12 protein-coding genes and 3 tRNA genes are annotated in these 13,495 nt (G+C 57.4%); 14 read left to right on the forward strand and 1 reads right to left on the reverse strand.

The features are described 5' to 3' along the window. Positions 1 to 6 precede the first annotated feature (6 nt). The 14 genes from folP to FFH90_RS04960 all read left to right on the forward strand — a co-directional run bounded on the left by folP (position 7) and on the right by FFH90_RS04960 (position 12,792). The gene (folP, locus tag FFH90_RS04895; protein WP_019582454.1) at positions 7 to 858 is read left to right on the forward strand and encodes a dihydropteroate synthase; all 852 of its coding nucleotides are present in this window, start codon (positions 7 to 9) and stop codon (positions 856 to 858) included. A 16-nt stretch (positions 859 to 874) separates the two neighbouring features. Continuing rightward, on the forward strand, positions 875 to 2,212 hold the full coding sequence (gene glmM / locus FFH90_RS04900; protein ID WP_018929485.1) for a phosphoglucosamine mutase: 1,338 nt from the start codon (positions 875 to 877) through the stop codon (positions 2,210 to 2,212). Between the two features lie 66 nt (positions 2,213 to 2,278). Further along, the gene (gene tpiA, locus FFH90_RS04905) at positions 2,279 to 3,034 is read left to right on the forward strand and encodes a triose-phosphate isomerase (protein ID WP_007933541.1); all 756 of its coding nucleotides are present in this window, start codon (positions 2,279 to 2,281) and stop codon (positions 3,032 to 3,034) included. A gap of 4 nt (positions 3,035 to 3,038) precedes the next feature. Continuing rightward, positions 3,039 to 3,422 (forward strand): preprotein translocase subunit SecG, encoded by a 384-nt coding sequence (secG, locus tag FFH90_RS04910; RefSeq protein WP_018929487.1) that lies wholly within the window; start codon positions 3,039 to 3,041, stop codon positions 3,420 to 3,422. Positions 3,423 to 3,444: 22 nt separating this feature from the next. After that, a tRNA-Leu gene (locus FFH90_RS04915) sits at positions 3,445 to 3,530 on the forward strand. Positions 3,531 to 3,626: 96 nt separating this feature from the next. Further along, a tRNA-Met gene (locus FFH90_RS04920) sits at positions 3,627 to 3,703 on the forward strand. 138 nt (positions 3,704 to 3,841) lie between these two features. Beyond that, positions 3,842 to 4,300: a ribosome maturation factor RimP gene (gene rimP / locus FFH90_RS04925; RefSeq protein WP_007973115.1), complete on the forward strand. Its 459-nt coding sequence runs from the start codon at positions 3,842 to 3,844 to the stop codon at positions 4,298 to 4,300. Between the two features lie 47 nt (positions 4,301 to 4,347). Further along, complete coding sequence (gene nusA, locus FFH90_RS04930; RefSeq protein ID WP_007933547.1) at positions 4,348 to 5,829, forward strand: transcription termination factor NusA; 1,482 nt, start codon at positions 4,348 to 4,350, stop codon at positions 5,827 to 5,829. A gap of 27 nt (positions 5,830 to 5,856) precedes the next feature. Then, entirely contained in the window at positions 5,857 to 8,382 is a 2,526-nt protein-coding gene (infB, locus tag FFH90_RS04935; RefSeq protein ID WP_086945987.1) for a translation initiation factor IF-2, read from the forward strand. Positions 8,383 to 8,541: 159 nt separating this feature from the next. After that, positions 8,542 to 8,943 carry a 30S ribosome-binding factor RbfA gene (gene rbfA / locus FFH90_RS04940; protein WP_007900467.1) on the forward strand — a complete coding sequence of 134 codons (402 nt, stop codon included), beginning with the start codon at positions 8,542 to 8,544 and terminating at the stop codon, positions 8,941 to 8,943. Positions 8,944 to 8,946: 3 nt separating this feature from the next. Next, a complete protein-coding gene (gene truB, locus FFH90_RS04945; RefSeq protein ID WP_007933551.1) occupies positions 8,947 to 9,864 on the forward strand; it encodes a tRNA pseudouridine(55) synthase TruB in 918 nt (305 codons plus the stop codon). Positions 9,865 to 9,981: 117 nt separating this feature from the next. Next, the gene (gene rpsO, locus FFH90_RS04950; RefSeq protein ID WP_011332409.1) at positions 9,982 to 10,251 is read left to right on the forward strand and encodes a 30S ribosomal protein S15; all 270 of its coding nucleotides are present in this window, start codon (positions 9,982 to 9,984) and stop codon (positions 10,249 to 10,251) included. A gap of 197 nt (positions 10,252 to 10,448) precedes the next feature. Then, positions 10,449 to 12,554 carry a polyribonucleotide nucleotidyltransferase gene (pnp, locus tag FFH90_RS04955; protein WP_018929489.1) on the forward strand — a complete coding sequence of 702 codons (2,106 nt, stop codon included), beginning with the start codon at positions 10,449 to 10,451 and terminating at the stop codon, positions 12,552 to 12,554. A gap of 162 nt (positions 12,555 to 12,716) precedes the next feature. Further along, a tRNA-Thr gene (locus FFH90_RS04960) sits at positions 12,717 to 12,792 on the forward strand. Between the two features lie 10 nt (positions 12,793 to 12,802). Here the strand turns inward: FFH90_RS04960 and FFH90_RS04965 are convergent. Further along, positions 12,803 to 13,348, reverse strand: coding sequence for a hypothetical protein (locus FFH90_RS04965; protein WP_018929490.1), 546 nt, complete (start codon positions 13,346 to 13,348; stop codon positions 12,803 to 12,805). Positions 13,349 to 13,495: the final 147 nt, after the last annotated feature.

Raw genomic sequence — 13,495 nt, forward strand, 5'->3', positions numbered from 1 at the left:
TTTGAAATGACTTCTGTTCAGTCCTCGACCCGGTTGCCTTGCGGCAACCGGGTTCTTGATTTGGCCCAGACGCATGTCATGGGCATTCTCAATGTCACTCCCGATTCCTTTTCTGATGGCGGCCGATACAGCCAGCTGGACGCGGCCCTGCGCCACGCCGAGGCGATGGTGGCGGCCGGTGCGACGCTGATCGACGTCGGTGGTGAATCGACCCGGCCCGGTGCCAGGGCCGTTTCGCCGCTTGAAGAGCTCGAGCGCGTAGCGCCTATCGTTGAGCGCATCAGTCGCGAACTGGATGTGATTATCTCGGTCGATACCTCCACGCCTGCCGTCATGCGTGAAACCGCAAGGCTGGGGGCGGGGTTGATCAATGACGTACGCTCGTTGCGTCGAGATGGTGCTCTGGATGCAGCGGCGGCCACCGGTTTGCCGGTGTGCCTGATGCATATGCTCGGCGAGCCGGGCGACATGCAGGACAACCCTCAGTACCAGGATGTTACGAAAGAGGTCGGCGAGTTTCTTGCCGAGCGCATGGTTCAGTGTGCCTCGGTAGGTATCCCTGCTGAGCGGATCATTCTTGATCCGGGCTTCGGCTTCGCGAAAACCCTGCAGCACAATCTAAGTTTGTTTAAGCATATGGAGGCCCTGCATGCTTTGGGGCGGCCTCTGTTGGTCGGTGTTTCGCGAAAGAGCATGATCGGCCAGGCCTTGAATCGACCTGTGGGAGAGCGTCTGCATGGTGGTCTGGCACTTGCGGCGCTGGCTTCGGTCAAAGGTGCGCGTATATTGCGCGTCCATGATGTAGCGGAAACGGTCGACGTGGTGCGGATGATTGCCGCCGTAGAATCAGCTGAATAAGAAAGATGGAGTACTTATGAGTAAGAAATACTTTGGCACCGACGGCATTCGTGGTCGGGTCGGTCAATACCCTATCACTCCTGATTTCATGCTCAAGCTTGGCTGGGCGGCAGGCATGGCATTTCGCAGCATGGGCGCCTGCAAGGTGCTCGTGGGCAAGGACACCCGTATCTCCGGTTACATGTTCGAGTCGGCGCTTGAGGCTGGGCTGACCTCGGCCGGTGCTGATGTGATGCTGTTGGGGCCAATGCCGACTCCGGCCATCGCCTATTTGACGCGGACCTTTCACGCCGAAGCCGGCATCGTGATCAGCGCTTCGCATAACCCTCATGACGACAACGGTATCAAGTTTTTCTCTGGTAAGGGCACCAAGCTCCCGGATGAAGTCGAGCTGATGATCGAAGAGCTGCTAGACACCCCGATGACCGTGGTTGAGTCGAGCAAGATCGGCAAAGTGTCGCGAATCAACGATGCCTCGGGCCGTTATATCGAATTCTGCAAGAGTAGCGTTCCCACCGGCACCAGTTTTGCCGGCCTGAAGATCGTGCTCGATTGTGCTCACGGCGCGACTTATAAAGTGGCGCCTAGCGTGTTCCGTGAGTTGGGGGCTGATGTCGTTGTGCTTTCTGCCCATCCCAACGGCCTGAACATCAATGATAATTGCGGTTCGACCCATATGGCGCCGCTGCAAGCGGCCGTGCTGGCCGAGCGCGCCGATTTGGGTATCGCCTTCGACGGTGATGGTGATCGGGTGCAGATGGTTGATCACACCGGTGCTGTCGTCGATGGTGACGAGCTGCTGTTCATCATCGCTCGCGATCTGCAAGAACGTGGCAAGTTGCAGGGCGGTGTGGTCGGTACACTGATGAGTAACCTGGGGCTGGAGTTGGCCCTGGCGGATCTGGCGATTCCTTTTGTGCGGGCCAACGTTGGTGACCGTTACGTCATCTCCGAGTTGCTGGAGCGCGATTGGCTGGTGGGCGGTGAAAACTCGGGGCACATTGTCTGCTTCAGTCACACCACTACCGGGGATGCGATCATTGCTGCGTTGCAGGTCTTGATGGCGCTGAAACGGCGCGCAGAAGGCCTGGCTCAGTCGCGTCAGGCGTTGCGCAAGTGCCCTCAGGTGTTGATCAATGTGCGGTTTGGCGGTGGTGTGAGCCCGCTCGAGCATCCGACCGTCAAGGAGGCCAGTGATCGTGTCACTCAAGCGATGGCGGGCCGCGGGCGCGTGTTGTTGCGCAAGTCCGGGACAGAGCCGCTGGTGCGTGTCATGGTCGAAGGCGAGGACGAAACGCAGGTTCGCGATTACGCCGAAGAGCTGGCAAAACTGGTAACTGAAGTTTCTGCCTGATTTCGGCTTGCCAGCCATGATTGTGTTGGGTAACATCTGCGCCCACTTTGACCGACGAGGTACAGCATGCGTCGCCCTATGGTAGCTGGTAACTGGAAGATGCACGGTACCCGCGCCAGCGTCGCTGAGCTGATCGACGGCCTTCGTCATCTGGCCTTGCCGAGCGGTGTTGATGTCGCGGTGTTCCCGCCTTGCTTGTATATCAATCAAGTGATTGATGGCTTGCAAGGGAAGTCGATTTCGGTCGGCGCGCAGAACTCTGCGATTGAATCCGGGCAGGGTGCGTTGACAGGTGAAATTTCACCGAGTCAGTTGGTGGATGCAGGTTGTTCCCTGGTGCTTGTCGGGCACTCTGAGCGCCGCCAGATAATGGGCGAGCTCGACGGGACGCTGAATCGCAAATTTGCGGCAGCACAGGCATGTGGCTTGATTCCGGTGTTGTGTGTAGGGGAAACCCTCGAGCAGCGCGAAGCTGGAAAAACTCTTGAGGTTGTCGGGCGTCAGCTGGGCAGCATCATCGAGGAGCTGGGTGTTGGTGCTTTTGCAAAGGCAGTAATCGCTTACGAGCCGGTCTGGGCCATTGGTACCGGGCTGACTGCTTCGCCGCAACAGGCGCAGGATGTGCATGCAGCCATTCGCGCCCAGTTGGCGGCAGAGAATTCTGAAGTCGCACAAGGTGTGCGGCTTCTATACGGCGGCAGCGTGAAGGCGGCCAATGCGGCCGAACTGTTCGGCATGCCGGATATCGATGGGGGGCTCATTGGTGGGGCTTCCCTGAATGCAGATGAGTTCGGTGCGATTTGTCGCGCCGCGGGAAACTGAAAAAATGCTGGAAACAGTCGTAGTCGTTTTTCATCTGCTGGGTGCGTTGGGCGTAGTTGCTCTGGTATTGCTGCAGCAGGGTAAAGGTGCGGACGCTGGTGCATCTTTCGGAGCAGGTGCTTCAAATACTGTGTTCGGAAGCCAAGGTACCTCTACCTTTCTTAGTAAGTTTACTGCTATACTTGCCGCCGGTTTCTTCATGACCAGCTTGGGGTTAGGTTACTTTGCTAAAGAGAAAGCTCACCAGCTGACTCAAGTAGGTTTGCCAAACCCAGCAGTGTTGGAAGTTCCAAAGCAAAAACCGGCTTCTGATGATGTCCCGGTGCTTCAAGAGCAAAAGTCGGCTACTCCAGCGACTGACGTGCCTCCAGCTCAAGAGCAGAAGTAAGAAGAGTTTCAAACGTAGTATTGCCGAGGTGGTGGAATTGGTAGACACGCAACCTTGAGGTGGTTGTGCCCATAGGGTGTAGGGGTTCGAGTCCCCTTCTCGGTACCAATTATCAGGAGAGCCCGCTGTTGCGGGCTTTCTTGTAGGTGGAAGGTTACATTGACCCTGTCAGGGATCGGTCGTATACTTCCGCCCCAGCTTTGTCGCGGGGTGGAGCAGTCTGGTAGCTCGTCGGGCTCATAACCCGAAGGTCGTCGGTTCAAATCCGGCCCCCGCAACCAGTTTAAGGAGCCCCTTTTCAGGGGCTTTTTGTTAGCTGGACACTTTCAACGCCGCTATTCGGCGGCGTTTCAAGGATGGGCGTTTCGCCCATTTTTTTATTTTGCATAGCATGCACATACATGCACGAGGGGGTTCAGGTGTCGAGCAAGCTAGAAGAGTTGCAGGCCTTGCTGGCCCCGGTGGTCGTGGCCCTAGGCTATGAATGCTGGGGTATTGAGTTTTCGGCTCAAGGTCGCCACTCAATGTTGCGCGTTTATATCGATAAAGAAGGCGGCGTGCTGGTGGACGATTGTGCCATCGTCAGTCGCCAGATCAGCGGTGTGCTGGATGTTGAAGATCCAATCTCCGTTGAATACACCCTTGAAGTTTCCTCGCCTGGCATGGAACGCCCACTGTTCACTCTTGAGCAGTTTGCAAAATTTGCCGGTGAACAAGTGAAGATCAAGCTGCGCTCGCCTTTTGAAGGTCGACGCAACTTTCAGGGCCTTCTGCGCGGTGTAGAAGAGCAGGACGTCGTGGTGCAGGTTGAAGACCATGAGTTCCTGTTGCCGATCGATATGATCGACAAGGCCAACATTATTCCCAGTTTTGACTGAGACGCGGATCCCGCGGATCCAATGGCTTGCGAAAGGCGAGGCGTACGATGAGCAAAGAAGTACTGCTGGTTGTTGAGTCGGTATCCAATGAAAAGGGCGTACCGGCAAACGTAATTTTTGAAGCGCTGGAGCTGGCTCTGGCCACTGCTACCAAAAAGCGTTTCGAGGACGAAGTCGATCTGCGTGTGGAAATCAATCGCCACACCGGTGCTTATGAGACATTCCGTCGCTGGACGGTCGTCGAAGAAGCAGACCTGGACGATCCGGCTATCGAAACCTGGCCGAGCAAGGTTGCGCAAACGCATCCTGGCGCCAAGGTCGGTGACGTTGTCGAAGAAAAAATCGAATCCATCGAGTTCGGCCGCATTGCTGCACAGACTGCCAAGCAAGTCATCGTGCAGAAAGTTCGCGAAGCCGAGCGTGCTCAAGTCGTTGATGCCTATCGCGAGCGTCTGGGGGAAATCATCTCCGGCACCGTGAAGAAAGTCACCCGCGACAACGTGATCGTCGACCTGGGCAATAACGCAGAAGCGTTGCTGGCCCGTGAAGACATCATCTCTCGCGAAACCTTCCGGGTTGGCGTGCGTCTGCGTGCGCTGCTCAAGGAAATCCGCACCGAGAACCGCGGCCCGCAGCTGATCCTGTCGCGTACCGCGCCGGAAATGCTGATCGAGTTGTTCCGCATCGAAGTGCCGGAAATCGCTGAAGGCCTGATCGAAGTAATGGCTGCGTCCCGTGACCCGGGTTCGCGTGCCAAGATCGCGGTCCGCTCCAAAGACAAACGCATCGATCCGCAAGGCGCTTGCATCGGTATGCGCGGTTCGCGCGTCCAGGCAGTGTCCGGCGAGTTGGGCGGTGAGCGTGTGGACATCGTCCTGTGGGACGATAACCCTGCTCAGTTCGTGATCAATGCAATGTCGCCGGCTGAAGTGGCGGCAATTATCGTTGACGAAGATGCCCACGCAATGGACATCGCCGTTGGCGCAGACAATCTGGCTCAGGCCATCGGTCGCGGTGGTCAGAACGTGCGTCTGGCTAGCCAGTTGACTGGCTGGACCCTGAACGTGATGACCGAATCGGACATCCAGGCTAAGCAACAAGCAGAAACCGGCGACATCCTGCGCAACTTCATCGACGAGCTGGAAGTCGACGAAGACCTGGCACAGGTGCTGGTAGATGAAGGTTTCACCAGCCTGGAAGAGATTGCCTACGTACCGTTGGAAGAAATGCTCAACATCGACGGCTTTGACGAAGAAACCGTCAACGAGCTTCGCGCTCGCGCCAAGGATCGTTTGTTGACCAAAGCCATCGCTACTGAGGAAAAGCTGGCAGACGCCCATCCGGCCGAAGACCTGCTCTCGCTTGAGGGCATGGACAAGGATTTGGCGATGGAACTGGCGGTGCGCGGCGTAATTACCCGCGAAGACCTGGCCGAGCAGTCTATTGACGACCTGCTCGACATCGACGGCATTGACGATGATCGTGCCGGCAAGTTGATCATGGCCGCCCGAGCCCACTGGTTCGAGTAATTAGGCGCGGCCTGAGGAGAGAAGTGCATGACGCAAGTCACGGTGAAACAACTGGCCGATGAGGTCAAAACACCGGTAGAGCGCCTGTTGCAGCAGATGCGTGAGGCAGGTCTGCCGCACACCGCCGCCGAAGAACATGTGACTGACAGTGAGAAGCAATCTTTGCTGACTCACTTGAAAAGCAGCCACAAGGCGAAAGTGGAAGAACCACGCAAGATCACGCTGCAGCGTAAAACCACCAGCACCCTGCGTGTTGCTGGCAGCAAAAGCATCAGCGTTGAAGTACGCAAGAAGAAAGTCTTCGTGCAGCGCAGCCCGGAAGAAATCGAAGCCGAGCGCAAACGCGAACTGGAAGAACGTCGCGCAGTAGAAAATGCTGCACGTCAGAAGGCTGAAGAAGAAGCCAAGCGTCGCGCCGAAGAAGAAGCGCGTCGCCAGCCTGCTGCTGCGCAAACCGCTCCTGTCGAAGCTGTCGCAGCGCCTGTTGCAGTTGCCGAACCTGTGCGTGAGAGCGCCCCGGTCGTGGCCGCTGCACCTGCACCGGCAGCCGACACTCGCAAGCGCGACGAGCAGCGTCGTCCGGACAAACCACGTGCCGACGATAGCAATCGTCGTGGCAGTGGTGATGGCGAGCGCAAAAACGCTCCGCATCGTGCTTCGGTCAAGGAAAAAGCGCCTGCTCCACGTGTTGCCCCACGTACTACCGACGAAGAAAGCGATGGCTTCCGTCGCGGTGGTCGCGGCAAGGCCAAGCTGAAGAAACGCAACGCCCACGGTTTCCAGAGCCCAACCGGCCCTGTTGTGCGCGAAGTGAAGATCGGCGAGACCATCACTGTTGGCGATCTCGCCCAGCAGATGTCGGTCAAGGCTGCTGAAATCATCAAGTTCATGTTCAAACTGGGTACCCCAGCGACCATCAACCAGGTACTGGATCAGGAAACTGCCCAACTGGTTGCCGAAGAGCTGGGCCACAAAGTGACCCTGGTCAGCGACACCGCCCTGGAAGATTCCCTGGCCGAGTCCCTGAAGTTTGAAGGTGAGACGTTCTCCCGTGCACCGGTTGTGACCGTAATGGGTCACGTTGACCACGGTAAGACCTCGCTGCTCGACTACATCCGTCGTGCCAAGGTAGCTGCTGGCGAAGCCGGTGGTATCACCCAGCACATCGGTGCGTACCACGTTGAAACCGAACGCGGCATGGTCACCTTCCTCGACACCCCTGGTCACGCCGCGTTTACCGCCATGCGTGCCCGTGGTGCCAAGGCGACCGACATCGTGATCCTGGTGGTTGCAGCGGACGACGGCGTAATGCCGCAGACCGTTGAAGCTGTTCAGCACGCTCAGGCGGCTGGCGTACCTCTGGTTGTTGCAGTGAACAAAATCGACAAGCCGGGCGCCGATCTCGATCGCATCCGTAGCGAATTGTCGGTTCACGGCGTGACTTCGGAAGAGTGGGGCGGCGACACCCCGTTCGTATCGGTTTCGGCGAAAGTCGGTACCGGCGTGGACGAGTTGCTCGAAGCTGTTCTGCTGCAAGCTGAAGTTCTCGAACTGAAAGCAACCCCATCGGCCCCTGGTCGTGGTGTTGTGGTTGAATCGCGTCTCGACAAAGGTCGTGGCCCGGTTGCAACCGTTCTGGTTCAAGACGGTACCCTGCGCCAGGGCGACATGGTTCTGGTCGGTTCGAACTATGGCCGCGTTCGCGCCATGCTCGACGAGAACGGCAAGCCAATCAAGGAAGCCGGTCCTTCCATCCCTGTCGAGATCCTCGGCCTGGACGGTACTCCGGACGCTGGCGACGAGATGAGCGTAGTTGCTGACGAGAAGAAAGCCCGTGAAGTGGCTCTGTTCCGTCAAGGCAAGTTCCGCGAAGTCAAACTGGCCCGTGCTCACGCCGGCAAGCTTGAAAACATCTTCGAGAACATGGGTCAGGAAGAGAAGAAGACGCTCAACATCGTCCTCAAATCCGACGTCCGTGGTTCGCTGGAAGCGTTGAACGGTGCCTTGAATGGCCTGGGTAACGACGAAGTGCAAGTGCGTGTGGTCGGTGGCGGTGTCGGTGGTATCACCGAATCCGACGCCAACCTGGCACTGGCCTCCAACGCTGTACTGTTCGGCTTCAACGTGCGTGCCGATGCCGGCGCTCGCAAGATCGTCGAGCAGGAAGGTCTGGATATGCGTTACTACAACGTGATCTACGACATCATCGAAGACGTCAAGAAAGCCCTTACCGGTATGCTGGGCAGCGATGTTCGCGAGAACATCCTGGGTACCGCTGAAGTGCGTGACGTGTTCCGTTCGCCGAAGTTTGGCGCGATCGCCGGTTGCATGGTTATCGAAGGTGTTGTTCACCGTAACCGTCCAATCCGTGTACTGCGTGAAGACATCGTTATCTTCGAAGGCGAGCTGGAATCCCTGCGCCGCTTCAAGGATGACGCTTCCGAAGTACGTGCCGGCATGGAATGCGGTATCGGCGTGAAGAGCTACAACGACGTCAAAGTCGGTGACAAGATCGAAGTCTTCGAGAAGGTTCAGGTTGCTCGCAGCCTCTAACTCGCGCACTTCAAGAGCCGTGATGGCCAGCCGCATGCAATTGCGCGGCGCATCAGTCGGACTCTAAACGCAACGCCCGGTCTGGCTTTTGTCAGGCCGGGCGTTTGCCGCTTTCAGACCCTTCGGGTTTCACCGTGGGGCAGTAACAGGTAACAAGACATGGCAAAAGAATATAGCCGTACCCAACGTATCGGCGATCAGATGCAGCGTGAGCTGGCACAGCTGATCCGTCGTGAAGTCAAAGACCCGCGCGTCGGGCTGGTCACCATTACCGCTGTTGAAGTCAGCCGTGACGTCGGTCACGCCAAGATCTTCATCACCGTGATGGGACAGGACAGCCGCGACGACATCGCGCAAAGCATCAAGGTGCTCAACTCCGCCGCCGGTTTCCTGCGCATGCAGTTGGCTCGCGAGATGAAATTGCGCAGCGTTCCACAGTTGCACTTCCATTACGACGAAAGTGTCGTGCGTGGTGCGCACCTGTCGGCCCTGATCGAACGCGCGGTGGCTGAAGACAATCAGCACCCGGTAGCGGCTGAACCCGAAGACGCCAAGGAGTAATCGGTGGCTCAGGTCAAACGTATCCGTCGTAACGTCAGCGGTATCATCCTGCTCGACAAGCCGTTGGGGTTCACTTCCAATGCGGCGTTGCAGAAGGTCCGCTGGTTGCTCAATGCCGAGAAGGCCGGGCATACCGGCAGTCTCGATCCGCTGGCCACTGGCGTGTTGCCGTTGTGCTTCGGCGAGGCCACCAAGTTCTCGCAATACCTGCTCGATTCCGACAAAGGTTATGAAACCCTGGCGCAACTGGGCAAGACCACCACCACGGCGGATGCCGAAGGTGAGGTTTTGCTGGAACGTCCGGTGACCGTTGGTCGTGCCGATATCGAAGCTGTGTTGCCGAAATTTCGTGGGCAAATCAGTCAGATACCGCCGATGTACTCGGCACTCAAGCGCGATGGGCAGCCGCTGTACAAGCTGGCCCGTGCAGGTGAAGTAGTGGAGCGCGAACCGCGTTCTGTTACTATTGCGCGCTTGGAATTACTGGCCTTTGAGGGTGATACTGCGCGGCTTGCGGTGGATTGCAGCAAAGGCACCTATATCCGTACCCTGGTGGAGGATATCGGTGAGCAACTCGGTTGTGGCGCTTACGTGGCTGAATTGCGACGTACCCAGGCCGGGCCTTTCACGCTTGCACAGACCGTCACTCTGGAAGAGCTGGAAGCGGTACATGCCGAAGGCGGCAACGAAGCGGTCGACCGCTTCCTGATGCCATCGGACAGCGGCCTGCTGGATTGGCCACTGTTGCAGTTCTCGGAAGCGAGCGCGTTCTACTGGCTCAACGGCCAGCCGGTACGTGCCCCGGATGCACCGAAATTTGGCATGGTACGGGTACAGGATCACAATGGTCGCTTCATCGGTATCGGTGAAGTGAGCGAAGACGGGCGCATCGCGCCACGTCGACTGATTCGGTCAGAATGACCGAACGAGGGTGGCTGTTAACAGGCACGGTCACTACTCATTTTTAGATACAGGGATTTGTCCCTGGCCTGTTGAAACTGTTTTTCTGAAACGGTTTCCTGATAAAAGGATTGCCTCATGGCTCTCGACGTTCAAGAAAAAGCTCAAATCGTAGCTGACTACCAGCAAGCTGTTGGTGACACTGGTTCGCCAGAAGTGCAAGTTGCACTGCTGACCGCCAACATCAACAAACTGCAAGGTCACTTCAAGGCCAACGGTAAAGATCACCACTCCCGTCGTGGTCTGATCCGCATGGTTAACCAGCGTCGTAAGCTGCTGGACTACCTGAAAGGCAAGGACGTGAGCCGTTACAGCGCTCTGATCGCTCGCCTGGGTCTGCGTCGCTAATAAGCGATTGCGCTAGAGGTTGGTTGTTTGCTGTGTGCCAGCGGGTTTCCCGCAGGTACATGGCAGGCTCCCAGCCTCAAGTTTTATCTGGACAATAGTTTTACCCTGGACAATGACAGTCGGGCCGATTCCCGGCGTTGCCCAAGAATTTCGCAAGAAACCAGTTCCCCCAAGAGCCACAAAGAAGGTAGGACACCGTGAACCCGGTAATCAAAAAATTCCAGTTCGGTCAGTCGACCGTTACCCTCGAGACTGGCCGTATCGCCCGTCAGGCCTCCGGCGCAGTATTGGTCACCGTTGACGACGACGTCAGCGTATTGGTGACCGTAGTCGGTGCCAAACAAGCTGATCCAGGCAAGGGTTTCTTCCCTCTGTCTGTTCACTACCAGGAAAAGACTTACGCCGCCGGTAAGATCCCTGGCGGTTTCTTCAAGCGTGAAGGCCGTCCTTCCGAGAAAGAAACCCTGACTTCCCGACTGATCGACCGTCCGATCCGTCCGCTGTTCCCTGAAGGTTTCATGAACGAAGTGCAGGTTGTCTGCACCGTCGTTTCCACCAGCAAGAAGACCGATCCGGACATCGCAGCGATGATCGGTACCTCGGCTGCGCTGGCTATCTCCGGCATTCCTTTCGATGGCCCGATCGGCGCTGCCCGCGTTGCATTCCACGAAAGCACCGGTTACCTGCTGAACCCGACTTACGAACAACTGAAAGCTTCGAGCCTGGACATGGTCGTTGCCGGTACTTCGGAAGCCGTGTTGATGGTTGAATCGGAAGCCAAAGAGCTGACCGAAGACCAGATGCTGGGCGCGGTACTGTTTGCTCACGACGAGTTCCAGGTGGTGATCAACGCCGTTAAAGAACTGGCCGCTGAAGCTGCCAAGCCGACCTGGGCCTGGGCTCCTCAGCCAGAAGCCACTGCTCTGCTGGGTGCTATCCGTGCCGAGTTCGGCGAAGCGATCTCCCAGGCTTACACCATCACCATCAAGGCCGACCGTTACGCTCGCCTGGGCGAACTGAAAGACCAAGTGGTTGCCAAGCTGTCCGGTGAAGAAGGCCAGCCTTCCGCTGCTGACGTCAAAGCTGCTTTCGGCGAAATCGAATACCGCACCGTTCGCGAAAACATCGTTAACGGCAAGCCACGTATCGACGGCCGCGACACCCGCACCGTACGTCCGCTGAACATCGAAGTGGGTGTTCTGCCGAAGACCCACGGTTCGGCACTGTTCACCCGTGGCGAAACCCAGGCTCTGGTCGTCGCGACACTGGGCACCGCCCGTGACGCACAGCTGCTGGACACCCTGGAAGGCGAGAAAAAAGACCCGTTCATGCTGCACTACAACTTCCCTCCGTTCTCGGTGGGCGAGTGTGGTCGCATGGGTGGCGCTGGTCGTCGTGAAATCGGTCACGGCCGTCTGGCTCGTCGTTCGGTTCAGGCCATGCTGCCTGCTGCCGACGTGTTCCCGTACACCATCCGTGTCGTGTCGGAAATCACCGAGTCCAACGGTTCGAGCTCCATGGCTTCGGTCTGCGGCGCTTCCCTGGCGCTGATGGACGCCGGTGTACCGATGAAGGCACCGGTTGCCGGTATCGCCATGGGTCTGGTTAAAGAAGGCGAGAAATTCGCCGTCCTGACTGACATCCTGGGTGACGAAGACCACCTGGGCGACATGGACTTCAAAGTAGCCGGTACCGCCAAAGGTGTTACCGCGCTGCAGATGGACATCAAGATCAAGGGCATCACCGAAGAAATCATGGAAATCGCTCTGGGCCAAGCCCTGGAAGCGCGCCTGAATATCCTCGGTCAGATGAACCAGATCATTGGCCAGTCGCGTACCGAACTGTCGGAAAACGCTCCGACCATGATCGCGATGAAAATCGACACCGACAAAATCCGTGATGTCATCGGTAAAGGTGGCGCGACCATTCGTGCGATCTGTGAAGAGACCAAGGCTTCGATCGACATCGAAGACGACGGCTCGATCAAGATCTTCGGCGAAACCAAGGAAGCGGCTGAAGCTGCACGCCAGCGCGTTCTGGGCATCACCGCTGAAGCTGAAATCGGCAAGATCTACGTCGGTAAGGTTGAGCGCATCGTCGACTTCGGCGCGTTCGTCAACATCCTGCCTGGCAAGGACGGTCTGGTTCACATCTCGATGCTGAGCGACGCTCGCGTTGAGAAAGTGACCGACATCCTGAAAGAAGGCCAGGAAGTGGAAGTTCTGGTACTGGACGTGGACAACCGCGGCCGTATCAAGCTGTCCATCAAAGACGTAGCAGCGGCCAAGGCTTCGGGCGTTTAATTACCCCCGCGCCTGACCGTTGAACAGCAAAACGCCCCGACTGGTTCGGGGCGTTTTGCTGTGTGCAGGAAAAAGCTGAGCGTGGAATTTGGTGTGGCGAGGGAGCTTGCTCCCTCGCCACAAGTTGCCGGACCTCGAGACCGGTGCTAGGTTTAGCCCACAGCCCGTGTAGCTCAGCCGGTAGAGCAGCGCACTCGTAACGCGAAGGTCGCAGGTTCGATTCCTGTCTCGGGCACCATTTTCCCCGCTTACTTCACCTTTCTGCTCAGCTCCTCGACGGTGCGCTTGAGCTGATCCATCGCGCGATCCTGATCGCTGATTTCCCGTTTAAGACTGGAGATCTCGCTGTTGTTCGAGCTGGAGCTGGAACCGCTGTTGCGCTTGAGCTCTTCCACTTGTTTGGTGAGAGTGTTCAGGTCGCGTTCCTGTTCATTGACCGTGCGCTTGAGATCATCAATCTCCTTGCTGCTGGAGCTGGTGCTGGAACCACTGTTGCGTTTGAGTTCTTCGATCTGACGGGCCTGTTCGCTGATAGTGCGCTTCTGGCTTTCGAGATCGCTGGCATTGGCCTTCACGGTTTTTTGCAGGTTTTCCAGATCATCGATGCTGACACTGGTTCTGACGAGCGTGTCCTTGCCGTATGAATTGTGGAGGGCAGAGATTTTGTCGGAGTACAGCGAAGGGTCAGAGGCGACTTCGACAGCCGCTTGAGCTGCACTGGCCAATGTCAGGCTGCCGAGCAGCAGGGTAGCAGCGGCAAGACGGGTAGACGAAAGCTTCGAAAAACTGCGCATCACTGGGGTTCCTTGTGAAGTGCCGATATGGCACATCGCTATGACTTGGGATTTGAATTTATGTTCCCCGAGGTCTCCAGCATCTCTTGCACACAGCTTTTTGCGGGATAGATGTAAAGAGCCGTGTAAATCGTCGGCAAAACGTCC

The sequence above is a fragment of the Pseudomonas sp. ATCC 43928 genome (genome assembly GCF_005938665.2).
Lineage (GTDB): Bacteria > Pseudomonadota > Gammaproteobacteria > Pseudomonadales > Pseudomonadaceae > Aquipseudomonas.